The following is a 22,105-nucleotide window of genomic DNA, read 5'->3' on the forward strand; positions in this document are numbered from 1 at the left end:
TGCGGGTGCTCACCTCACGGCACGCCACCGTCGGGGAGCTGGCCGTTCACCACCGACAGCGCGTCCAGGTCGAAGCCTCCGGACGTGCCGCCGTAGCTGTTGAGCCCCGTGTCGGTGAGGCGCACGAAGCGCGCACGGGGGAGGCCTACGTCCGCCAGGTCGAAGCCGTCCCCGCCCGCCACGGCCGGGTCGGTGGGGGACACGCCGTTGTCCGGGGCCGAGAGCACCGGATGCGTGCCTGCGCAGCCCGGATAGCCGCCGTCCTTGTCGGTGGGGGCGCAGGGGAAGTCGAACCAGGTGACGCCGTCGTCACTGACGGACACCTGGGCCGTCTCCGCGAAGATGTCGCCGCCCACCTTCTGGAAGGCGTTCTCGAACACGAGCAGGTCCACGCCCGGGCCATCCACCGCGAACAGGTCGGTGAACTCCAGGGTGATGGAGCCGCCCCGCCCCAACGACAGCACGTCCAGCGAACCCGCGAACTGCCCCGCCCCCTTGGGCGGCCCGAACACGACGTCCGGGAAGCGGTCCTGTCCGAAGCCGGCCGAGTCGCCGAACTGGTAGGCCGTCACCCGGTCCGCGAACGGATCCACCGGCCGCGAGCCCGCGTCGACACCGGCATCCGTGTCCGTCCCTGCGTCCGCGTCCGTGCCTGCATCGGAGACACCGGCATCCGCGTGGGTGCCGGCGTCCACGATGTCCTCACCCGGAAGCGGACCGGGCTCGGAGTCGCCCGTGCACGCGCCCAGGGACAGCAGCGCGCCGAGCGCGAGCAGCGGGCGCTTCATCACTGGCCCTGCCGGATGCGCACGAGGCGGCGGCCGTTGACGTCCTTCACGCCCACGAGCAGGTCCGCGCCCAGCGACGACAGCAGGTCCACGGTCGTGCACGCATCCGGGGCGTTGAGCACCGCCGCGCGCGTGCCCACGCTGATGGGCTGGCCGCCACCCAGGCCGGGCGTGAGCGAGAAGCGCGACACGTCGGTGACGCCGAAGCCCGCGGCGCCGTAGCCGCCGCGCGCCACCGCCACGCCGTTGCCGAAGCTCGCGGCGGCGTTGAAGTCAGAGCCCACGTCCACCTTCGGCTCGTTCGTGAGCACCACCGGCGTGCGCGAGGCCAGCGCCTCGCCCAGCTTGGTGTTGGACACGGCGTAGGCCACGTTCACGTACGTGTCCGCCTCCGAGTAGCCGAACACCGCGATGCCGTTGTCCGCGACGGCGGTGAAGCCACTGGCGCCCACCTGCGCAGGGAAGTCCGCCACCTTCACGGCGACGTAGGGCTTGGCGGAGGTCACCAGCGCGTAGACGCCCAGGCCGCCCGTCACCGTGTCCAGACCGCCGCCATTGATGAAGAACGCGTCCGTGGTGCCCGCGGCGGTGTAGTTGCCCGGAGCGTCGAGGTAGAGCGCCGCGTCGCGCGCGGACGGATCCACCACCGCCACGGAGCCCGGGAAGCCCGCGCCGGACTTCGTGTAGCCCGCGAGCAGGCGCGTGCCGTCATAGGCCAGGAAGTAGGACAGGAAGGTGTCGGCCGCGTTGGCGCGGTCCGCGGGCGCGAGCACCGTTTCGAGCGCGGCGGTGCCCAGCGTCACGTCCGGCCAGGTCCCCAGCGCGAAGAAGTCGCGGCCCGTGGCCGTCTCGCGAAGCGCGAAGAGCGAATACGTGGGGCCGGGAGTGGACACCACCGCGCGAACCTCCGTGGACAGGTCCGCGGACTCCGCGACGCTGAAGCCCGCCTGGAGCTGGAGCGTGCCCAGCACCTGCTCGCGAGGCAGCGGGGCGCAAGCGACCGTGCCGCCATCCGTGCCCGCGTCCGTGCCGGTGCCCGCGTCAGTGCCGGTGCCCGCGTCGGTCTGCGTACCCGCGTCGGTCTGCGTGCCCGCGTCGTCCCCTTCGATGTCGACGACGACCTGGGTGCACGTCTCCGAGACACAGGCCCAGGCCTTGCCCGCCGGAGCCGCGCCCTTGTCGCGGCAGTCGAAGGCGTCCACGCACTCATCATCGCCGCAGCCCGTGCCCCCCAGCACCACCGCCAGCAGGGCGCCCATCAGCGCCGCGCGCTGGCCCTTCGTGCTCATCCGCTTCATGTCGGTCCGCATCGCGTCCTCGCTCCTGGCCTTCCCGCACGGAGGCGGAAGAAGGCATTCCCCTGTCGGGAGGCCGCGCGGACGAAAGGCGCCGGACCGCAGGGCGCGTATCGCGTCCTGGAGGCCTGCCTTCGCCGTCAGCTCCCCGCGGAGGTTCCGGTCTGTCGCCGGGCCCTCCGTGGAGAGGACGCCGGATCGTCGCCAGGTCTTCGGACTCGCGGAAACGGGGTTCGTACGAACGCTGTTCCTGCTTACCGCTGCGGGGCAGTCCCGGACTCACACCGGGTTCCCTGGAAGCCCTCACGCCCCATGGCGTGAAAGCATCGATGACGAGGCGGGACTATGGCGCCACAGGGGCAAAGTCAATGCGACGCGGGCCCGGCGCGTCGGTCACGCATCAACACGTAGCGCCGCGTGCTGCCGTCCACGACGACAGTGGACACCACGCGCCAGCCCTCGCCCCCCAGCCGCTGGAGCTCCACGAGGTCCTCATCCGGACTCTCGCGCTTGACGAAGGTGTACTCGTACGCCGGTGCCGGAGGAGGCGCGGACGGCGGCGGAGGCACTTCCTTCCTCGGCGCGGCGCGGGACGTCTGGGCCCAGACCACCGAGGGGAGGAGGAACGGAGCGGCCACGCCGAGCAGGGCGCCCAGCAGCACGAGGAGTGAGGCGGAACGACGGTTCATGGAGGCACATCCGGGGGAGGGACAGCGGGCATCTAATGCCGCCACCCCCACCCCGGAAGCCTCGTGCGGTCCGGACTCGCCGTATGGGCGCGCGAGGCCACCGGGACCGTCCGCTGGAGAACGGCCCCGGCGCTCGTGCGCGACTACGGCAGCTGCACGCCGTTCACCACGGCGACGGCATCCAGGTCGAAGCCACCGCTGGTGCCCGCGTAGCCGTTGGCGCCCGAGTCGCGGATGCGCACGAAGCGGGCACGGGTGAGGCCCACGCTCGCCAGGTCGAAGCCGTCCCCGCCCGCCACGGAGGGGTCGGTGGCCGGGATGCCATTGGCGGGGTGCGAGTACACGGGCGTGACGCCCGCGCAGCCCGGGTAGTTGTTCGCCACGTCGGAGGACGCGCAGGGGAACTCGTGCCAGGTGACGCCGTCGTCGCTGACGGCCACCACGCCCGTCTCCGCGAACGGCTTGCCGCTCGGCTTGAGGAACGCGTTCTCGAAGACGAGCAGGTCCACGCCCGGCCCGTCCGTGACGGCGATGTCCGTGAACTCCAGGACGATGACGCCGTTGCGCCCGAGCGACAGCACGTCCAACGAACCCGAGCCCGCGCCGTCCCCTCGCGGAGCGCCCAGCACGAAGCCCGGCAGCTCGCTCTGACCGAACCCGGCGCCCGTGCCCGGAGAGAAGGACACGATGCGGTCCGCGAACGGGTCACCCACCAGCGGCTGGGCCTGGATGGAGTCCTGCCAGTCCTCGCCACCGCATGCCACGGTGAGCAGCGCGGTGAAGCCCAGCGCGAACGACTTCGGAAGAAGGGTCTTCTTCATGAGCGTGCTCACCGGAACTGAGGGGCCTGCTGGATACGCACCAGGCGCGGGCCGTTCTTGTCATCCACGCCGACGAGCAGGTCCACGCCGATGGCGGTCATCCCGGTCACGCGCGTGCACTGGTCCGCGTAGACGAGGACCGGCTGACGGGCACCGACGGTCACGGTCGCACCTTCATCCGTCACGGTGAAGGCGAAGCGCGAGACGTCCGTGCCAGCGAAGTTGTAGTCGGGCGGGACGTAGTCGCCGCGGAGCACCGACACGCCTTCGCCGTGACCGGAGGCGGCCACGAAGTTGGAGCCCACGTCGAGCGCGGGCGCATCCGCCACGACGAACGGCGTGCCGGACCTGAGCGCCTCGGTGATGGCCGCCGGGGCCACCGCGCGGCCCTCGTTGAGGAAGGTGTCGTCGGAGAAGTAGCCGAGCATCGCGACGCCATTGGTGGCCACGGCGGTGAAGCCGCTGCCGCCCGTCTCCGGCGGGAGCGTGCCCACCTTCAGCGCGGTGAACGGAGAGCTGTCCGTCTTCAGCGCGTAGACGGCCAGACCCGCCGACACCGTGTCGAGCCCACCGCCGTTGATGAGGAACGCGCCCGGCACGACGCCCGCGGAGAAGTTGCTCGGCGCGGAGACATAGGTGGAGTTGGCGGGCGCGGAGATGTCATACACGCCCACGGAGCCCGGGAAGCCCGCGCCGGACTTCGTGTAACCGGTGAGGACGCGTTGGCCATCCGTCTCCACGAAGGGACTGAGGAAGAGCTTGGTGCCAGCGGCCCGGTCAGCGGGAGCGGCCACGTCGAACAACTGCGCCGTTCCCAGCGACACCTGCGGCCATGTGCCCAGCGAGTACAGCGCGTGCGGCCCCGTGGAGCTGCCCGACACCACCGTGTAGAGCGAATACGTGGGGCCGGGCGTCACGCCCACCGGACCCGCGGACGCGGGAAGCGACGCGGACTCACCGGCCACGAAGCCCGACTGGAGCTGGAGCGTGCCCAGCTTCGGGTCGTAGGTGGTGGTCTCGCACGGATCCGTACCGGCGTCGGTCTCCGTGCCCGCGTCGGTGGTCGTACCGGCATCGGTCTCCGTGCCCGCGTCGGTGGTCGTACCGGCATCGGCGCCCGTGCCCGCATCCGTCGTCGTACCGGCGTCGGCGCCCGTGCCTGCATCCGTCGTCGTACCGGCGTCCGTGGTCGTGCCGGCATCAGTCTCCGTGCCTGCATCCGGCACGATGATGGACGTCAGCTCGCACTTGTTCTCGGCGCAGGTGAAGCGCTGTCCCGCGGGGACGGCACCCTGGTCGCGACAGTCGAAGTCATCGACGCACTCATCGCCGCAACCCGTGCTGGTCAGCGCCATCGCGAGGGTCGTCAGCACCCACGCGAAGCCCTGGAGTCCCCGTCCCGTCATCATCCGCTCTGTCTTCATCCGCGACTGCTCCCTTGCATCGCCCCCACGGGCGAGGTGAATCCAAGGGGCGTGGACGGAGAGCGGACCGCGAACGAGGGACACGTCAGGACACGACACGCCGCGCGAGCGGAAGACCTCCGTCACCTCCCCTCGGAGGCTCCGGTCTGGCCATGCCCGGAGGCATGGGTCGTGGCAGGTCTTCGGACTCACAGGCGCGGGAGGCCCTCATCGGGTCACCCACCTACTGGCCGTCGCTTCCCAGCCCACTGAAGGGCCAGTGCTTGCGAGGACGGCGTTCGTTCCTGCTCACCGCTGCGGGGCAGTCCCGGACTCACACCGGGTTCCCTTTAAACGCCGCACCCTGCGAGTGCGGCGTACCATCGACGCGCGCTGGAGTATGGCGGACGGCAGGGCTTGTCAACACAAGCAGGGTCAAAGCCTCACGGCACCGCGACGATGTCGATGGCATTGGAGATGCCACGCCGAGGGTCCACCGGACACGCATCCAGCGCCGGACCCGCTGCTTGCGGTGTGGAGTTGCCGCGCCGCTCGACGAACTGGCCATCGCGCACCTCCACCACGAACACGCGGCCCGCGTTCACATCCGTGACGTACACCGCGTTGCCCACCACCGCGAGCCGTCCTCCCACCGCGAGGTCGCAGCCGTTCTCCGGCCCCCCGGTGCAGCCCGGCGACAGCGCATACGACGCCACGGGCTTGTCATCCTTCACCAGCACCAGCCCCGTGGCCCGAACCGCCTTGGCGCGGTAGCCACTCGCGGTGTCGAACACCGCCTCGCCCAGGCAACTCACCACCAGCTGGTCGCCCACCGCCTGCACGTCGCCCGCGTTGAGGCAATCCTTCGCGCCCAGGTCGATGGCATGCACCCCACCATCCGCGGGGTCGATGCGCGCGAGCATCCCGGGCCCGTTGGGCAGATAGTCATTCGCGGGGTTCAGGTTGGTGAGCGCGACATACACGCCCGAGTCCACGGACACCGCCGCGTACGGAAGCGCCATCGTCGTCCCGCCATCGAAGGACTTCAGGTCCAGGCCCGTGAGCGGAACGGTGTCCACGAGCCGGGGCTTCTCCGGGTCGCTCACGCTGACGCGAGCCACGGCATTGCCCTGCTTGAAGTCGGAGCCGGCCGTGCCGAACAGCGGGATGTAGAACGTGTCGCCGCGCTTCGCGATGACCTGCGGGCTGGTGTTCGCGCCCAGGTTCACCTGCCCCACCGTGCGCAATCCCAACCCACCGCCCTGCGCGGCCCCTTCCCGCTTGAGCACCTGGAGCGTGTTGTTCACCGAGTCGAGGACATACACATACGGAGGGTCCACGAAGATGTCATTGGGCGAAGCCGCCACCGCGCCCAGCGAGTCCTCCTCCGCCACCGTCCCCAGCGCACCCGCCGGTGCCTGCGACAGCACCGAGCGCGCCGCGTCCGCCGCCAGCACCACGCCATCCCAAGCCGCCAGCGACTGCACGCCCGAGCCGAACTGCCGCCGGGGCCCCATCCGGTCCGTCCCCGCCTGGATGCCCACGAGCTGCCCGTTGGTGTAGCAGGCCGTCACCACGTCATACAGGCACCGGCCCGAGTGGCAGGACTGCACGTCCGGGCACGCCGCGCCGCAAGCGCCACAGTTGAGCGGATCATTCGCGAGCACGACGCAGCTGTCCCCGCACCGCTCCGCACCGGCGGAGCATCCCTCGCGGCAGGTACCGGATTCGCAGACCTGGCCGGACGGACACGCGGCGCCGCAAGCGCCACAGTTCAGCGGGTCGCTCGCGAGCGCGACACACGCGTCACCACACGTCTCCGTGCCCGACTGGCATCCGCAAACGCCCGCCTGACACGTCTCCCCTGCTACGCACGACGCGCCACACGCGCCGCAGTTCGACGGGTCGCCCTGGAGGTCCACGCATTCGGCGCCGCAGACGCTGAGGCCGGACGTGCACAGGACCTTCTCCTCAGGGCAGCCGGTGAGGAGCGCCGCCGCCAGGGCCGACAGCAGCAGCGCGAGCCGAGCATCAGGGAGGGGATGCGACATGGGAGTCCTCGGAGGGAGAAGGGTCGAGCGCCACGGAGAGCGTCACGTAGGCAGCGCGGCCGGGCAGCGGCATGCCGGTGTAGTCGGCGGTCCGCGCATCGAGCAGGTTCTTCACGTCGAACGACACGGTGAGGTCCGGCCGGTGCAGGAAGGTGCTGGAGGCCCCCACGCTCACCCAGGTGCGCGAAGGAAGGGACAGCCGAGCTTCGCCCACGCGGTTGATCAATTGTGAGGACTGGACGAGGACTTCGGTGCGGCCATTGAGCCAGTCCGGTCCTACGCGCAACCGGCCCACCCACTTGTGGCGAGGGCGATACGGCAACTCCTTGCCGAAGTAGCGAGGGTCGCCGTAGCGGTTCTGCGTGCGGGTCCACGCATAGCTGCTGGTGACGGTGAGCCACGCGCGGGGCCGCGCCTCCAGCTCCACCTCCGCGCCCCACACGCGAGCGGCGGCGAAGTTGTAGGGCTTGGCGAGATTCGGGGGGTACAGCTCGTAGGCGATGAGGTTTTCGTACACCGCCGCGAAGCCGCCCGCGGTGACGTTCCAGATGTCGTCGCGCCACAGGGCCGCGGCGTCCACGGACAGGGCGCGCTCGGGCTTGAGCTCCGGGTTGGGCAGCAGCAGACCCTGACGGATGTAGAGCTCCAGGAACGACGGCGCGCGGTGGGACTGACCCGCGTTGGCGCGCACGCCGAAGCCGTGGCCCAGGTCCACGCTCGCGCCCAGCTTGGGCGACAGGAGCGAGTAGTGCCCCACGCGCTCCACGCGCACTGAAGGCACCAGCTTCAGGCGTTCGGAGAACAGGGACAGTTCGTCCATGGCCATGACGCTCGCGCGCCACCACGACGCGGCCTGCCCGCCCACGGCCTGCGTGACGGACTCCGATGATCCGGCCAGCGTGACGGCGAGCGCATTGCGCCCCAGCACCGCGCGCCCCTCCACCTCCACGCCGCCCACCGTGTAGCGCTGCGCGCCGGAGTCCACCCCTGTGGAGCCACCAGCGACATCCAGCCAGTCGCGACGGAAGAAGCCGCGAGCACTGCCCTCGCCCGTGTCACCGAAGGGCCGTGCCCAACGAGCGCCCAGCGACAGTCGCGTCTGGTCCTGGCGTCGGGACACGGTGGGATTCTGAACGGTGCCCGCGAGCGCGCGGTCCTCCAGCGACAGCTCGGCGAGCACATCCACGCGTCCGCCGCCGTCCAGGCCATGCCGGTACTTCAGGAGCGCACCGCCGCCGCGAGCGTCATTGCGCGTGCGCACCTCCTGCGTGAGCGGGTTGTCGTCCAGCGCGGGCAGTTCGTCCACGCGGTAGCTGAAGTCGCCCTGGGAACGGCCGCCATGCAGCAACACCAGCGCCTGCCCCTCGAGCAGCGCGCCCGACGCGGCGACGTGGGCCATCACGGTGTCGAAGCTGCCGTAGGTGACCTCTCCGCTGGAGAGCAGCCGTGACGAAGGCGCTCGGGTGACGAGGTTGACCGCGCCGCCCAGTCCGCCCGCGCCGTAGCGGGCACCTGCCGCGCCGCGGAGGATCTCCATCCGCTCCAGCAGCGCGACGGGGATGAGCGACAGGTCCGCGACGCCGCCCGCGCCGTTGAGCGGGATGCCGTCCAGGAACACGAGCACGCCATTGGACGAAGCGCCGCGAACCACCAGGCTCTTGCTCTGCCCGTATCCGCCGGAGTCCTGCACGACGAGGCTCGCGGATCCGCCGAGCAGCTCCGCGGTGTCGCGCGCTTCGCCCGCGCGCTCGCGAGCATTGATGACGGTGATGGCGCCGGTGGGGTCGCGGCGTCGAGCGGAGTCGACGGGTGCTTCGGGGACTTCCTTGCCGATGACCTCCACGGTGGGGAGGACGAACTCAGGAAGCGGCGGCTCGCTGCTCTCGGGCGCAGGCGTTTCCTGCCCGGCCCGGGCCTGTCCCTGGAAGCTGAGCACCAGACCGACGACGGTCCGGGCGAGAAGCGAGCGCAACATGCTCCGCCTTCCGCTCCCTCCGTCGAAGAGAGAAGGCCTCACGGCAGCACCGCTGCCGCACCCCTGGGCAGGTCTCCTGGCTGACAGGCTCCAGACGTGGGCGCACGCTGCACCCTTCTGGAAGGAACCCTCCACCTTCCCTTCGCATCCGCTGACGCGAAAGTGGTGACAGCCGAGGCTTCCGGCCCTGGACCTCAGGGCAACCCGTTCACAGTGGCGGGACCGCGCCGGACTCGCACCGGCTTCCCTCTTGAAGGCCCGGCATGGGCACCCAAGGGCCCGGCCCTTCTAGGAGGTCACCCCCAGCCCGTCAAGGCACGGGCGCCGACGCGCCGTAGCGCAGTCCGTCGATGAGCAGGTCGACCATCCTGCGAGTGAAGCCGGGGCCGACCTCCGCGACAGGAACGCAGAGATTCGCCACGCCACGCAGGAGTTCGTACGCGTTGACGTCCTTGCGCACCTGCCCTGCCGCCGCCGCCGCGCCGAGCAGCGACTGAAGCACCGGTTCGAGGTGCTCCCGGAAGTACGCGGGCAGCGCCTGATACGCCGGATCCTGGGCATTGAGCGACGCGGCAAGCCCTCGCTTGGTGGCGATCAGGCTCGTGAACCGGTGAAGCCACCGCGTCAGCGCTTCGAACGCCTCATGCTCGCGCGCCAGCGCCGGGGCTTCGGCCGCGCATGCGTCGATTTCGCGCCGGTACACGGCGGCGATCAAATCGGCCCGCTGTGGAAAGTGCCGATACACCGTCGCGATGCCGACGCCAGCACGGCTCGCGATCTCGCGGACGGGCGCGTCGACTCCGGACTCGGCGAACACGGCCTTCGCCGCCTCAAGCAGCGAGTCGAGGTTCCGCTGGGCATCCGCTCTGGGTGTCTTCTTCATCGCCTTGACAAACGGAACATCGTTCCGCATATGAAAGTCCGCACCGGAACAACGTTCCGTATAGCCCAACCGCAAGAGGAGAGGAAGCCATGACCCCGACCCACCGCACGACGCAACTCGGCATGACAGGCCCGCGGGTATTCCCCATCGCGCTCGGCTGCATGGGCATGTCCGGGGCGTACGGGCCGTCCGACGAGGCCGAGAGCATCGCGACGGTCCGCGAGGCGATCGACCGAGGGGTGACGCTGCTGGACACCGCCGACTTCTACGCCAGCGGACACAACGAGTTGCTCATCCGCCGCGCGATCGAAAGCCAGCGCGACAAGGCGCGGCTCTCGGTGAAGTTCGGGGCCATGCGGGGGCCGGACGGGGTCCCAGTGGGCTTCGATGGTCGCCCCGCGGCGGTGAAGAACTTCGTCACGTACAGCCTGCAGCGGCTCGGCGTCGATTACATCGACGTCTATCGCCCCGCCCGGCTGGACCCGACCGTGCCGATTGAAGACACGGTGGGCGCGATCGCCGACCTGGTGAAGGGCGGCTACGTGCGAAGCATCGGGCTCTCCGAAGTGAGCGCCGAGACGATCCGCCGCGCGGCGAAGGTGCACCCCTTGAGCGACCTGCAGATTGAGTACTCGCTCATCACGCGCGAGCCTGAGAAGACCCTCTTCCCCACGCTCACCGAGCTGGGCATGAGCGCGACGCTTTACGGCGTGCTCTCCCGCGGACTGTTGACGGGCGCGAAGGTGGAGGGTGCCCGCATGCACTATCCTCGCTTTGCTGGTGAAGCGGGCCAACGCAACGCAGCAACCGTCGCGCGCTTCCATGCGTACGCCGCGGAGCGCGGGATGACGCCCGCGCAGCTCTCCGTGGCGTGGGTGCTGGCGAAGCAACCGGCGTTCGTGCCCGTGGTCGGCGCACGCACGCGCAAGCAGCTCATCGACGTGCTCGGCGCGCTGGAGAAGCCCCTGTCGCCCGACGACGTGGCCGCCGTAGAGGCGATCCTTCCGAAAGAGGCGATCGCTGGTACGCGCTACCCTGAGCAGCAGATGAAGCTGCTCGACAGCGAGCGCTGAGACGACGTCCATGGGAGACGGGCGTGGGAGGCCATCCGCCTTCCGCGTCAGGAGCGTGCCTCCAATTGTCTCCGCACCGCGGAGACAATCCGGCCGCCATCCCTGCTCCTCGGTAACCGCGGTGCGGAGGCCACGTCCCGACTCTCACCGCGCAAGACACGCACTGGAGCATCCACGCCCATCCTCGCGCGTGGACGCCGCGAGCACCGCCGCACGGTGCGCTGACTTCACTTCAGAGGAGCACGCCGCTGGCACGCGGGCTGCTCAAGCCCGGACGCGACCTCAGGCGGTCGAGCCAGCGAGGTGCCCGGGCCGTGGTGGCGCGGGATTCTGAAGGGGGAAGCGTGTCGATGCTGATGGCGGGGAAGCGGTTGGCGGTGTTCTCCATCCGCGAGGGCAAGGGCGGGAGCATCTGGGTGCGCGCGGGCAGCGCGTTCGTCAACAAGGACGGTTCGCTCAACGTCCTGCTGGACGTGCTGCCCCTGGACGGGAAGCTGCACGTGCGCGAGGCGGCGGAGAAGCGCGACACGGCGGCCGGCAGCCGCTTCGGCGGCGAGCCTTCGCTGGAGGCGGGCGCGGAGGGCCACTCGTGAAGTGGGCCTGGGCGTGGGTGTTGGGCTGCGTGCTGATGGGGCCGGGGCGTGCGGATGCCGCCAGCCCGCGCATGCAATACGTGGGGGTGGTCAACCTGAACGAAGCCACGGCGGCGGAGCTGGACCTGCTGCCGGGCGTGGGTGAGAAGGCGGCGCAGCGCATCCTCGAGCACCGCAAGAAGCGGCCCTTCGGTCGCGTCGAGGAGCTGGTCCGGGTCAAGGGCTTCGGCAAGAAGAAGTTCCTCAAGCTGAGGGCCCACCTGGCCCTCACCGGCCCCACGACGCTCAAGAAGGAGCAGGTCCCCGCCCCCCTGCCGCCGGGAAGGGAGGCAAGCGCCACGAACCCATGACAAATACAACCATCGGTTGAGTCAGGCTCAGGAAGGCCGCCATTCCCAGGTCCCAGCAAGCCCCGGGGATGGCGGCTTTCCGCCGACTCCCAAGGCCTCCAGTCAGGCGGCCCCATCCTGACGCGAGCACCCATTCCGGATTTTGCTGGAACGCCCAAGCCGACGCGCTAGGACACGCCCACCTTTGGAACACAACGGAAAGACAGGGAGGCATGAGGTGAGGGAGGATGCGCCCATGAAGGACATACAAGCCCCGGAGTCGATACAAGGCCCGGACGGCAGCAGGTCCCGGGGTCCGCAACAGCCGCAGCCGTTGGGCGAGGTGCTGGAGTTCATGCGCCTCCTGTGGGCCGTGGATCATGGTCTGCAGTCCACGTCCAAGCGGATGGAGTCCACGCTGGGACTCACCGGCCCGCAGCGGCTGGTCATCCGCCTGGTGGGCCGCTTCCCAGGCATCACCGCCGGCGCGCTCGCCAACATCCTCCACGTGCACCCCAGCACGCTCACCGGCGTGCTCAAGCGCTTGGAGAAGCGCGGGCTGCTGGAGCGCAAGTCGGATCCGCTCGACGGTCGCAAGGCGCTCTTCGCGCTCACCGACTCTGGCCGCGCGCTGGACATCCCGTCCGAGGGCACCGTCGAGTCCGCCGTTCAGCGCGTGCTCGCCCGCCTGCCCCGCGACCGCATCGTCGTCACCCAGGAAGCACTCAAGGCGCTCGCCGAGGAGCTGGGCGGCCTCTCCGCGCCCCTGGAGGACACCCCGACTCCGTCCCGCCCCATCCCTCCCGCCGAAGGCTGAGCGCGTCCCCTTGCCCTCCCACCGTCCCCACCGGACGGGGAGGGCCCGGGTCCCCCTTCCGCGTTGTCCCCAGAACCCTGCCGTCCGCCCCCCTTCGTGCGGCGGACACAGGCTCCTCCCTTTCTGTCCTCCGCCCCGGCGATGCACGCGCGAAGACGGCGGGAGTGCGTCACAATTGGGAAATAGCCCGCCCCGCCCGGGGTTGGCTCGCGACCGACGAGCGGACAAGCCAGCGTGAACCTCGAGACACCGCAGAGCCCAGCCCCCGAGCTGCCGCCCCCGCCGCCTCCTCCGGCCCCGCCTCCCCAGGCCCGGCGTGAATCGCGCGCCGGAGGCGTGGCGGAGCTGCTCGCCCAGGTGCGCGCCCGCCAGCGCCGCCAGCTCTGGGCCCAGGGACTTCTGCTGGGCGCCGTCGCGGCCCTCGTGCTCCTGTTCGCCACGGGCCTCCTGGGCCGGGCGGTGCCGGGGCTCGCCCAGGGACTCATGTGGCTCGCCCTGCCCGTGGGCGCGGCGGTGGCTTACGTCTTCGGCGTCGTGCTCGCGCACCGGCAGGTGGGCGACGACGCGCGCACCGCCCGGCTCGTGGGCCAGCGCCGCCCGGAGCTGTCGCTGGATGTGCTCGCCGCGGTGGAGCTGTCGCGCGAGCGCCGTGAGGAGGCCGGCTGGTCCCCCCAGCTCGCGGACGCGTTCCTGAGGCAGATGGACGAGCGCGCCCGCACGGTGGACCCCGGGCTCGTGGTGGACCGCCAGCCGCTGCGCCGCGTGGCCATGGCGTGCGGCGGCGTGGTGCTGACGCTCGCGGTGCTGATGTTCTTCGTGGGCGGCCGGTGGGCCGCGGGCTGGAAGCACCTGCGCGAGCAGGCCGCGCGTCCGGAGACCGCCGCGCAGGCGGAGCCCATCACCGGCGACATCGAGCTGACCTACCGCTATCCCGCGTACACCGGCCTCGCGCCGCGCACCGTGCCCGGCACCAACGGCGAGGTCAGCGCGCCCGCCGGCACCGAGGTCGCGCTGAAGACGCGCTCGGACCGCCCCATCGAGCGCGCGGAGGTCGTCGTCAACGACCAGGTGCTGCCCCTCACCGTCACCGGCGGCCGCGAGCTCACCGGCAGCTTCGTCGCGAAGCAGGGCGGCCATTACCACTTCGTCTTCTATGCCTCGCGCGCGAAGCCGCTCGCGGTGGGCCCGGACATCCCCCTCACCGTGGAGGCGGACAAGGCCCCCCAGGTGACGCTGCTCACGCCATCCACGGAGATTGAAGTCGACCCCGGCCAGACGGTGACGCTCAAGTTCGAGGCCACCGACGACTACGGCCTGTCCGGTCTGGCGCTGGTGTACCGCATGCCCGGCGCGAAGCAGGAGACGCGCGTGAACCTGCCGCGCGAGGACAGCCGCCGCAGCCGGGGCACCTTCAACTGGGACCTGGGCCCGCTCAAGCCCGCCCCCGGCGACCGCATCACCTACTACGTGGAGGCGAAGGACAACGACGCGGTGGAGGGCCCCAAGAAGGGCGTCAGCCGCACGCAGACCCTGCGCGTCTACAGCGCCGCCGAGCACCGCCGCGCCGCGCTTGAGAAGGCCGAGGTCCTGTGGGGCCGCCTGGTGGACCACCTGGCGGACCGCCTGGAGGGGCCCGACCGCGCGAAGCAGAAGGACGCGACCGCGGTGGAGACCGCGAAGTCCGTGGACACCAGTGGCCAGCAGCTCGCGGACGACTTCCGCGCTCAAGGCGCCGAGCTGTCGCGGGAGAAGGACGTGCCCAAGGAGATCGTCTCCGCGCTCCTGAACATCGGAGGGGAGCTCAAGCGCAGCGTGGGCACCACCTCCGACTTCCGCCGCCTGTACCTGCGCACCCAGCGCGCGCGCGGCGAGGACTGGGGCACCGGCACCCGGCTCACCGCCGTGGTGGAGGACGAAATCGAGGGCCTGGAGCGCGACATCCTCTACCTGGAGTCGCTGCTGGACCGGCAGAAGCTGGAGGCGCTCCAGGAGCTGACGAAGCAGCTGGCCAACGAGCGCCGCGACCTGTCGCGCCTCATCGAGCAGTTCAAGGCCAACCCGGACGAGGCCGCGCGCGAGCAGGTGATGCAGCAGATCCAACAGCTCAAGTCGCGCATCCAGGAGCTGATGCAGCGCATGGCCGAGCTGCGCAAGGGCATCCGCGACGAGCACCTCAACGCGGAGGCGCTGTCGGAGATGATGCAGCAGGAGGACATGCAGGGCGCCATGGATGAAGTCGAGCGCCTGATGCAGGAGGGCAAGGCGGACGAGGCCCTGGCGAAGCTCCAGGAGCTGGGCATGCAGATGGACGAGATGCTCGAGTCCATGGACAAGTCCCAGGAGGACTTCGGCGCGGAGCAGTACCCGGAGCTGGCGGAGAAGTTCGGCAAGTTCATGGACGACCTGCAGGGCACCATGAGCGAGCAGCAGAAGGTCGCCGAGCAGACGCGCGCCCTGCGCGACCAGGCCCGCAGCCAGAACCGCGACCGGCTCAAGGAGAAGGGCCAGGCCCTCAAGGACGAGCTGAACCGCAAGCTGAAGCAGGTGCAGGAGGACTACCAGAAGCTCGATCCAGGCCGGCTCAACAGCCGCGCGGCCCGCCCGCTGGAAGAGGCCCAGTCCGAGCTGCGCAACGTGGAGAACGCGCTCAAGGTGGACGACTTCGACCTCGCCGCGGAGTCCGCCGCGCGCGCCGAGGACGCCGCGCGCCAGCTGTCCAGCATGGGCGAGCAGCAGCGCCAGCTGGATGAGATGTTCGGCAACCCGCCGGAGGTGCGTCAGCAGTCCGCGAAGCTCGCGGAGCAGCTCAAGAAGGACTCGCGCGACGTGTCCGACGTGAGCCAGCAGCTGCAGAACCTCTTCCCGCCGCCGGGCTCGCAGCTGTCGCCACAGGAGAAGCAGCAGCTCCAGCAGCTGGGCCAGCGCCAGCAGCAGCTGGAGCAGCGCGCGCAGGGCCTGCGCCAGCAGATGGAGGACATGGAGCAGACGGCGCCGCTGTTCGGCGAAGAGGCCGGCCAGCAGATGGATGAGATTGGCCAGCGCATGGGCGAGGCATCCCAGCGCATGCAGGGCAAGGACCCCGGCCGCGGCTACGGCGAACAGCAGGCCGCCATGGAAGGCCTCAAGCGCTTCCAGCAGCAGATGCAGCAGAGCCAGCAGGGCCGCAAGGGCGGCCGCGGGCTGCCCATGCCCATGGGCTCCGGCCGCCGCCAGGAGGGCAACGGCCGCAACCCACAGGACAAGGTGGAGCTGCCGGACGAGGACGCGTTCCAGGCGCCTCGCGAGTTCCGCAAGGACCTGCTGGACGCGATGAAGCAGGGCGCGCCGGAGAAGTACCGCGAACAGGTGAAGCGCTACTACGAGGAGCTGGTGAAGTGAGCCGCCGCATGCACGCGACCATCCCGGGCCTGGGCGTCCTGTGCGCCCTCCTCCTCGCCGTCCCCACGGCCTTCGCGCAGCCGCCCGACGCCGCCCTCAAGGAAGAGGTGAAGCAGCGGCTGGGCAAGGTGGAGCAGTCGCTGGACGACTGGGACGTGGGAAGCGCCCGCCGCGAGCTGGCCGAGGTCGAGAAGCGCGTACCCTCCGAGCTGGAGCCCCTGAAGTACTTCCAGGGGCGCGTGGCCTTCGAGGAGGGCCAGTACGACGACGCGGTGACGCTGCTGGAAGGCGCCAACATCGAGGACAAGCCGGGCAGCTACCTGCGGCTCGCCAAGGACACGCGCACCATCGTCAAGGACCACCAGCGCGCGGAGAGCGAGCACTTCATCTTCTTCTACCCGAAGGGCAAGGAGGAGATTCTGGTGCCCTACGCGCTGGAGACGCTGGAGGCCATCCACCGGGCGCTCGCGGAGGACCTGGGCTGGACGCCGCCGGGCAAGGTGCGCGTGGAGGTGGTGAACAACGCGCGCGAGCTGTCCCGCGTCAGCACGCTGACGGAGAAGCAGATCCGCACCACGGGCACCATCGCCATCTGCAAGTTCAACAAGCTGATGGTCACGAGCCCCAAGGCCGTGGCGCAGGGCTACGACTGGCAGGACACGCTGGCGCACGAGTACGTGCACCTGGTGGTCAGCCAGATGTCCCACAACACCGTGCCCATCTGGCTGCACGAAGGCCTGGCCAAGTTCCTGGAGTCGCGCTGGCGCGGCAAGGGTGGCCTGGCCATGACGCCCTCCACGCAGGCGCTCTTGGGCAAGCGCGTGAAGGAGGACAAGCTCATCCCCTTCGAGAAGATGCACCCCTCCATCGCCATGCTGCCCACGGCGGAGGACGCGGCCACCGCGTTCGCGGAGGTGTTCTACGCCATCGACTACATCCACGGCACCAAGGGCACCGCGGGCCTGCGCGCCCTCTTGCAGGAGCTGAAGGCGGGCCAGCCGGACAAGAAGGCGGTGGAGGTGGCGACGGGCATGCCCTTCCCCCTCTTCGAGAAGACCTGGCTGTACTACGTGAAGAAGCAGCCCTTCCCCCAGGAGCTGGTGCCGCGCGACGACCGCGTGGTGCTCAAGGAGGACGCCAAGGGCGCGCAGAAGGACAGCGAGAAGAAGGGGCGTGAAATCTCCTTCGGCGGCTTCTCCGAGGTGACCGAAGTCCCCGCGCGCAAGTTCGCGCACCTGGGTGAGGTGCTGCGCGAGCGCAACCGCGTGAAGGCCGCCGCGGAGGAGTACTCGCGAGCGCACAAGCTGGTGGGCGACAAGTACGAGTCGGTGTCCAACAAGTTCGCGCTCGCGCTGCTGGAGCTGCGCCGGCTGGATGAGGCGGAGTCCGTGCTGCGCGGCTCGCTGCGCATGCACCCGGGCTCGCCCTCCACCAACGTGCACCTGGGCCGCATCCTGCTGTTCCGCAAGGACTACCCGAAGGCGAAGACGGCGTACCTGGAGGCGCTGGCGTCGGATCCGTTCGACCCGGAGATCCATGTGGCCCTCACGCGCATCCACGGCGCGCTGGGGGAGACGGCGCTCGCGGCGCGCACGCGCGGGGCCGCCGCCAACCTCACGGGCCTCAAGCCCGACGACGTGGACCGCGCCGCCCAGGCCTTCCTGCGCGCAGAGGACGAGCTGTCCGAAACGAAGAACGTCCCCGCCGGCACGCCCGACGCCCCGAAGCCGAAGGCCGCTCCGAAGCCGGCGCCGCAGCCCGCGAAGTAGCCCTCCTCCCCGGCGGCCAGCCAGCCGGGGCCCTGCCTCCGTTCTCTTCCCTCCCTCGCGGGATGCCTGGCTTTCCGGGCACGAGGAGGACGGGATGGCGTTCCCAGACAGCCGTGTGGTGCTGAACGTCCGCGCCCGCTCCCGGGGGCAGTGGTGCTGTCCACTGCCGCACCGGGTCCGGGACGCAACGTGAATTGGCACACGTCCGTCCTCCCACCCTCTGGGTTCGCTGTCGCGCCCTGCTCCAACGTGCGCCGCGCGGATCCGGAAGTGTGTCCGGTCCACCGGCCTTGACCCGCCTCACATCCGAGGCTCTGAAAAGGAGCAGCACCCAATGAAGCGCACCCTGCATGGAGTCACCCTCGCCGCGGTCCTCTTCACCGGCGGCGTCTCGCTGGCCCAGAGCGCCACGTCCGCCAACCCGCCAGTCGGAGAGAAGACGCCCACCGTCGCCAAGGGCACGGTGGAGTTCAAGGGCTTCATCGTCCCCGCGGATCCCAAGGCCTTCCTGGAGCGCCTGCACTACATCAACCAGTCGGAGATCAAGCAGGCGAAGCTCGCGCAGCAGAACTCGCAGAACCCGGACGTGCAGAGCTACGCCAAGATGATGGTGGACGCGCACACGACCGCTGACCAGAAGGTCATGGACTATGCGAAGTCGCAGAACATGAAGCTGGCGGAGATGCCCAAGGCCACCAACGACATGGAGAAGAAGGCCATGGCCGCGGACAAGGCGGACATGGAGAAGCTCCAGGCGCTGAAGGGCGCGCCGTTCGACTCGACGTACATGGCCGGACAGGTTGGCGCGCATGACGCCGCCATCGGCAAGGTGATGGCCGCCCAGCAGGGCATGGGCGCCACGGGCGAGCTGGCCACGCTGCTCACGAACCTCACCCAGGAACTGCCCCGGCATCGCGACATGGCCTACCAGACGCTGGGCAAGCTGGACGACGCCATGGGCGTGGGCGGCGCCGGCACGCAGGGCGGCACCATGGAGCACGGCTCCATGGACCACGGCTCCACCGGCGGTGCGACGAAGACGAAGTAATGCAGCAGCGGTGAAGTGCGCGGCGCCTCCCTTGAAGTGCATTCACGGGAGGCGTCATCCGCGTGCATAGTGCCGGGCCATGTCCCGACTGATTGCCCTGGCCTCCTGTGTCTCCGTGCTGCTCCTCACCGGCTGCTCCAACGACGCCGACGCCATCTGCGACTACCGCAAGCAGTGCTTCGACTCCGACCTGGACACTGGCAAGTGCGCCGAGAAGGTTGGCGCCTGGGAGGAAGAGAAGGAGAGCGAGCAGGACAAACGCCGCGAGCGCACCGCGGAGTGCTCGCAGTGCATCTCCGACCGCACCTGCGCGGAGGTCATCGCCAGCTGCATCGACGACTGCTTCGGCATTCCCTGAAACGTGCATGAAGCCCTGGGGCGCAACGCCCCAGGGCTCACTTTCGCCGGGCGCGCTACTTGCGCGTCCAGCGGTCCAGCCAGCCCAGCACCTCGTCGTGCCACTGGATGCTGTTCTGCGGCTTGAGCACCCAGTGGTTCTCGTCCGGGAAGTAGAGGAAGCGGGACGGGATGCCGCGGCGCTGGAGCGCGGTGAAGGTGGCGATGCCCTGCGTATCCACCACGCGGTAGTCCTTGCCGCCGTGGATGACGAGCATGGGCGTCTTCCACTTCGCCACCTGGTTCACCGGGTTGAACTTCTCGTACGACTCCGGCTTCTCCCAGGGCAGCGCCTTGTGCTCCCACTCGGGGAACCACAGCTCCTCGGTGTCGTAGTAGGCGGCGCGCTCGTCGAAGATGCCGTCGTGGTTCACGAGGCACTGGAAGCCGTCCGCCCAGTTACCGGCGATCCAGTTGATCATATACCCGCCGTAGCTGCCGCCCAGCGCGCACCGCTTCGTCTTGTGGATGAAGGAGTACTTCTGGAGCGCGGCGTTCAGGCCCTTCTGCAGGTCCTCCAGCGGCTTGCCGCCCCAGTCCCCGGAGATGGAGTCCGTGAAGGCCTGGCCGTAGCCGGTGGAGCCGTGGAAGTCGATCATCACCGCCACGTAGCCGCGGCCCGCGTACACCTGCGGGTTCCACCGGTAATGGAAGTGGTTGCCGAAGCTGCCCTGCGGTCCGCCGTGGATGAGGAAGGCCAGCGGGTACTGGCGCTTCGGGTCGAAGTCCACGGGCTTCACCACGTAGCCGTGCACCGTCTCGTTGTTCCAGCCCGGGAAGTTGAACTGCTCGAAGGCGCCGAACTTCAGGCCCGCGAGCGCGTCCTTGTTCACCTGGGTGAGCTGCCGCGTGCCGGTGCCGTCCGCCTTCACCGCGTACAGGTCCGCAGGCGAGTCCAGGTCATCCATCGCGTAGACGACCTGGCCGTCCGCCGCAGGCTGGGCGCCGTCCGCGTTGCCACCCTGGGTGAGGCTGCGCGCCTTGCCGGTGGCCACGTCCAGGGCGAACACGGTGTTCTGCCCCACGTCGTTGGCGGTGGTGAAGAGCGTGGCGCCGTCCTTGCTCCACGCGAGCGAGCCAGCCGAGCGGTCCCAATCCTGGGTCAGCACGCGCTCCTGGCCACCCGGCCACGTGCGCAGGATGACGCGGAAGCGGTCGGCCTCGAAGCCAGGGCGGGACATGGCCACGTACGCGAGCGTCTTGCCGTCCGGGCTGAACACGGGGCTGGTGTCCGTGGCGCGGTTCTTCTCCGTGAGCTTGCTAGGCTTCGTCTTGCCGTCGACGGACGCGAGGAACAGGTCCAGGTCGGTGGACCACGACTCGGTGCGGCCCACGTCGCGCGCGGCGAAGACGATGCCCTTGCCGTCCGGAGTGAAGGTGAACTCCTCCGCGCCGCCAAAGGGCTTGCTGGGCGCGTCCGCGTCCATGCCCTTCATCACGTCCACGGCCGTGCCGCCGGCCACGGGGACGACGAACAGGTGCGAACGCGTGCCGTCCTTCCAGGTGTCCCAGTGGCGGGCGAAGAGCTGATCATACGCGCGGCCGGTGGTCTTCTTCTTGGAGGCCTCCGCAGCGCGCTGGGTGCTGCACGCGAGGTCCGCGCAGTCAGGGCGCGCGTCCAGCGCCACCGCGAGCTGCTGGCCATCACGCGACAGCACGAAGCTGTTCACGTCCAGCGGCAGCTTCGTGACCGGAAGCGGTTCGCCGCCATCCAACGGCAGGCGCCACACCTGTGACGAGCCGCCGCGCGACGACAGGAAGAAGAGGCTCTTGCCGTCCGGAGCCCAGACGGGGTCGGTGTCGCTGTCCGGGTGGGAGGTGAGCTGGCGCGGCGCGGAGCCATCCAGGTTGGCGAGCCACAGGTCGGTGCGGCCGCGGTTCGCCTCCATATCGGTGGAGCGCAGGACGTAGGCGACCTGACGGCCGTCGGGCGAGACGCGCGGGCTGCTGAGCCGGCGCAGCGTGACCAGGTCCTGTTGATTGAACGGATGAGGCGCGGGCGCGGGGTTGGCGCCGAGCGCCAGGGCCGCGAGGAGCGACAGGGGCACGGAAGGTTCCTCCGGAGAAATGGAACCCGGACCGTGCCTTCGGGAGGGCGGACTGTCCACCGATGGATGCGGGCCCCGGTGGAAGGGGTGGAAGGCCCTGACGCACGGTGCTAGAGATTCAGCCCATGAGCGCACCCATCGTTGTCCACATCTGGTCCGACTTCGTTTGACCCTGGTGTTACGTCGGCCTCGGTGAGGTCGAGAAGCTGAAGAAGGAATACGACGTCCAGGTGGAGTGGCACCCCTACTTCCTGCGCCCGGAGACGCCTCCGGAAGGGCTGCCGTTGCCCGACTACGTGCGCCAGGGGATGAAGGATCCCAACAACCCGCTGAAGCTCCGAGCCGCGAAGGCCGGGCTGACGATGGTGCAGCGGGACATCATCCCGTCCACGCGCCGAGCGCACGAGGCGGCGGAGTACGCGCGCGCCCAAGGCAGGCTGGAGCCCTTCCAGGCCGCCATCCTGCGGCGCTACTGGAGTGAAGGTCAGGACCTCTGGCAGTGGGACACGCTGCGGGCCGCGGGCGTGGAGGCCGGGTTGGATCCGGACGAACTCCAGCGCGCGGTGGAGGAAGGCCGCTACCGGCAGGTGGTGGAGGAGTCCGTGCGCGAGGCCCAGGAGATGGGCATCCGCGCGGTGCCGACCTTCATCCTGGGGGAGAAGGTGGCCATCCAGGGCGCGCACGAGTACCCGTCATTCCAGCGGGCCATGCAGCAGTTGGGCGCGAAGCCGAAGCAGCAGGGCTGAGGA

The 22,105-nt window shown here is 69.9% G+C and carries 17 protein-coding genes, 1 pseudogene and 3 riboswitches; of the genes and pseudogenes, 9 read left to right on the forward strand and 9 right to left on the reverse strand.

Going from position 1 to position 22,105, the window contains the following annotated elements:
* Window positions 1-14: 14 nt before the first annotated feature.
* From GTZ93_RS20990 to GTZ93_RS21025, 8 genes are all read right to left on the reverse strand, one after another.
* On the reverse strand, window positions 15-788 hold the full coding sequence (locus tag GTZ93_RS20990; protein ID WP_161662949.1) for a cell surface protein: 774 nt from the start codon (window positions 786-788) through the stop codon (window positions 15-17).
* A complete protein-coding gene (locus GTZ93_RS20995; RefSeq protein ID WP_139921599.1) occupies window positions 788-2,098 on the reverse strand; it encodes a cytochrome c family protein in 1,311 nt (436 codons plus the stop codon). The genes GTZ93_RS20990 and GTZ93_RS20995 overlap by 1 nt, the downstream gene beginning before the upstream one ends.
* 171 nt (window positions 2,099-2,269) lie before the next feature.
* Window positions 2,270-2,426, reverse strand: a riboswitch (cobalamin riboswitch).
* A gap of 22 nt (window positions 2,427-2,448) precedes the next feature.
* Window positions 2,449-2,772: a hypothetical protein gene (locus GTZ93_RS21000; protein WP_139921597.1), complete on the reverse strand. Its 324-nt coding sequence runs from the start codon at window positions 2,770-2,772 to the stop codon at window positions 2,449-2,451.
* A gap of 143 nt (window positions 2,773-2,915) precedes the next feature.
* Window positions 2,916-3,593: a cell surface protein gene (locus tag GTZ93_RS21005; RefSeq protein ID WP_139921595.1), complete on the reverse strand. Its 678-nt coding sequence runs from the start codon at window positions 3,591-3,593 to the stop codon at window positions 2,916-2,918.
* Between the two features lie 8 nt (window positions 3,594-3,601).
* On the reverse strand, window positions 3,602-5,017 hold the full coding sequence (locus GTZ93_RS21010; protein ID WP_139921593.1) for a hypothetical protein: 1,416 nt from the start codon (window positions 5,015-5,017) through the stop codon (window positions 3,602-3,604).
* A gap of 156 nt (window positions 5,018-5,173) precedes the next feature.
* A riboswitch (cobalamin riboswitch) is annotated at window positions 5,174-5,397 on the reverse strand.
* Window positions 5,398-5,439: 42 nt separating this feature from the next.
* Entirely contained in the window at window positions 5,440-7,047 is a 1,608-nt protein-coding gene (locus GTZ93_RS21015; RefSeq protein ID WP_139921591.1) for an MXAN_6577-like cysteine-rich protein, read from the reverse strand.
* Window positions 7,028-9,022 (reverse strand): TonB-dependent receptor plug domain-containing protein, encoded by a 1,995-nt coding sequence (locus tag GTZ93_RS21020; protein WP_139921589.1) that lies wholly within the window; start codon window positions 9,020-9,022, stop codon window positions 7,028-7,030. The genes GTZ93_RS21015 and GTZ93_RS21020 overlap by 20 nt, the downstream gene beginning before the upstream one ends.
* Before the next feature lie 49 nt (window positions 9,023-9,071).
* Window positions 9,072-9,312: riboswitch (cobalamin riboswitch) on the reverse strand.
* Window positions 9,313-9,332: 20 nt separating this feature from the next.
* A complete protein-coding gene (locus tag GTZ93_RS21025; protein ID WP_139921587.1) occupies window positions 9,333-9,935 on the reverse strand; it encodes a TetR/AcrR family transcriptional regulator in 603 nt (200 codons plus the stop codon).
* A gap of 59 nt (window positions 9,936-9,994) precedes the next feature.
* On the opposite strand from GTZ93_RS21025, the gene GTZ93_RS21030 reads away from it, so the two are divergent.
* The 8 genes from GTZ93_RS21030 (at window position 9,995) to GTZ93_RS21065 (ending at window position 19,270) form a co-directional block, all read left to right on the forward strand.
* Entirely contained in the window at window positions 9,995-10,978 is a 984-nt protein-coding gene (locus GTZ93_RS21030) for an aldo/keto reductase (protein ID WP_139921586.1), read from the forward strand.
* Window positions 10,979-11,328: 350 nt separating this feature from the next.
* Window positions 11,329-11,571, forward strand: coding sequence for a hypothetical protein (locus tag GTZ93_RS21035; RefSeq protein WP_120579228.1), 243 nt, complete (start codon window positions 11,329-11,331; stop codon window positions 11,569-11,571).
* A 35-nt stretch (window positions 11,572-11,606) separates the two neighbouring features.
* Window positions 11,607-11,921 carry a helix-hairpin-helix domain-containing protein gene (locus GTZ93_RS21040; protein WP_167548296.1) on the forward strand — a complete coding sequence of 105 codons (315 nt, stop codon included), beginning with the start codon at window positions 11,607-11,609 and terminating at the stop codon, window positions 11,919-11,921.
* A gap of 235 nt (window positions 11,922-12,156) precedes the next feature.
* Window positions 12,157-12,717 carry a MarR family winged helix-turn-helix transcriptional regulator gene (locus tag GTZ93_RS21045; protein WP_139921584.1) on the forward strand — a complete coding sequence of 187 codons (561 nt, stop codon included), beginning with the start codon at window positions 12,157-12,159 and terminating at the stop codon, window positions 12,715-12,717.
* A 234-nt stretch (window positions 12,718-12,951) separates the two neighbouring features.
* Window positions 12,952-16,095: a DUF4175 family protein gene (locus GTZ93_RS21050; RefSeq protein WP_161662950.1), complete on the forward strand. Its 3,144-nt coding sequence runs from the start codon at window positions 12,952-12,954 to the stop codon at window positions 16,093-16,095.
* An 8-nt stretch (window positions 16,096-16,103) separates the two neighbouring features.
* A complete protein-coding gene (locus GTZ93_RS21055) occupies window positions 16,104-17,864 on the forward strand; it encodes a peptidase MA family metallohydrolase (protein WP_167548262.1) in 1,761 nt (586 codons plus the stop codon).
* Between the two features lie 334 nt (window positions 17,865-18,198).
* On the forward strand, window positions 18,199-18,912 hold the full coding sequence (locus GTZ93_RS21060) for a DUF4142 domain-containing protein (RefSeq protein ID WP_139920927.1): 714 nt from the start codon (window positions 18,199-18,201) through the stop codon (window positions 18,910-18,912).
* Between the two features lie 79 nt (window positions 18,913-18,991).
* Window positions 18,992-19,270, forward strand: coding sequence for a hypothetical protein (locus tag GTZ93_RS21065; RefSeq protein ID WP_120598838.1), 279 nt, complete (start codon window positions 18,992-18,994; stop codon window positions 19,268-19,270).
* 55 nt (window positions 19,271-19,325) lie between these two features.
* On the opposite strand, the gene GTZ93_RS21070 is transcribed toward GTZ93_RS21065, so the two are convergent.
* The gene (locus tag GTZ93_RS21070; protein WP_139920925.1) at window positions 19,326-21,356 is read right to left on the reverse strand and encodes a S9 family peptidase; all 2,031 of its coding nucleotides are present in this window, start codon (window positions 21,354-21,356) and stop codon (window positions 19,326-19,328) included.
* Between the two features lie 182 nt (window positions 21,357-21,538).
* Here GTZ93_RS21070 and GTZ93_RS21075 point away from each other — a divergent pair.
* A pseudogene (locus tag GTZ93_RS21075) lies at window positions 21,539-22,102 on the forward strand (DsbA family oxidoreductase); the annotation flags it as partial.
* Between the last annotated feature and the right edge of the window lie 3 nt (window positions 22,103-22,105).

The organism is Corallococcus exiguus (genome assembly GCF_009909105.1).
GTDB lineage: Bacteria > Myxococcota > Myxococcia > Myxococcales > Myxococcaceae > Corallococcus > Corallococcus exiguus.

Coding starts and splice junctions, on each gene's coding strand:
- GTZ93_RS20990 (WP_161662949.1), bottom strand. CDS start 788: ATGAAGCGCCCGCTGCTCGCGCTCGGCGCGCTGCTGTCCCTGGGCGCG.
- GTZ93_RS20995 (WP_139921599.1), bottom strand. CDS start 2,098: ATGCGGACCGACATGAAGCGGATGAGCACGAAGGGCCAGCGCGCGGCG.
- GTZ93_RS21000 (WP_139921597.1), bottom strand. CDS start 2,772: ATGAACCGTCGTTCCGCCTCACTCCTCGTGCTGCTGGGCGCCCTGCTC.
- GTZ93_RS21005 (WP_139921595.1), bottom strand. CDS start 3,593: ATGAAGAAGACCCTTCTTCCGAAGTCGTTCGCGCTGGGCTTCACCGCG.
- GTZ93_RS21010 (WP_139921593.1), bottom strand. CDS start 5,017: ATGAAGACAGAGCGGATGATGACGGGACGGGGACTCCAGGGCTTCGCG.
- GTZ93_RS21015 (WP_139921591.1), bottom strand. CDS start 7,047: ATGTCGCATCCCCTCCCTGATGCTCGGCTCGCGCTGCTGCTGTCGGCC.
- GTZ93_RS21020 (WP_139921589.1), bottom strand. CDS start 9,022: ATGTTGCGCTCGCTTCTCGCCCGGACCGTCGTCGGTCTGGTGCTCAGC.
- GTZ93_RS21025 (WP_139921587.1), bottom strand. CDS start 9,935: ATGCGGAACGATGTTCCGTTTGTCAAGGCGATGAAGAAGACACCCAGA.
- GTZ93_RS21030 (WP_139921586.1), top strand. CDS start 9,995: ATGACCCCGACCCACCGCACGACGCAACTCGGCATGACAGGCCCGCGG.
- GTZ93_RS21035 (WP_120579228.1), top strand. CDS start 11,329: ATGCTGATGGCGGGGAAGCGGTTGGCGGTGTTCTCCATCCGCGAGGGC.
- GTZ93_RS21040 (WP_167548296.1), top strand. CDS start 11,607: ATGGGGCCGGGGCGTGCGGATGCCGCCAGCCCGCGCATGCAATACGTG.
- GTZ93_RS21045 (WP_139921584.1), top strand. CDS start 12,157: ATGAAGGACATACAAGCCCCGGAGTCGATACAAGGCCCGGACGGCAGC.
- GTZ93_RS21055 (WP_167548262.1), top strand. CDS start 16,104: ATGCACGCGACCATCCCGGGCCTGGGCGTCCTGTGCGCCCTCCTCCTC.
- GTZ93_RS21060 (WP_139920927.1), top strand. CDS start 18,199: ATGAAGCGCACCCTGCATGGAGTCACCCTCGCCGCGGTCCTCTTCACC.
- GTZ93_RS21065 (WP_120598838.1), top strand. CDS start 18,992: ATGTCCCGACTGATTGCCCTGGCCTCCTGTGTCTCCGTGCTGCTCCTC.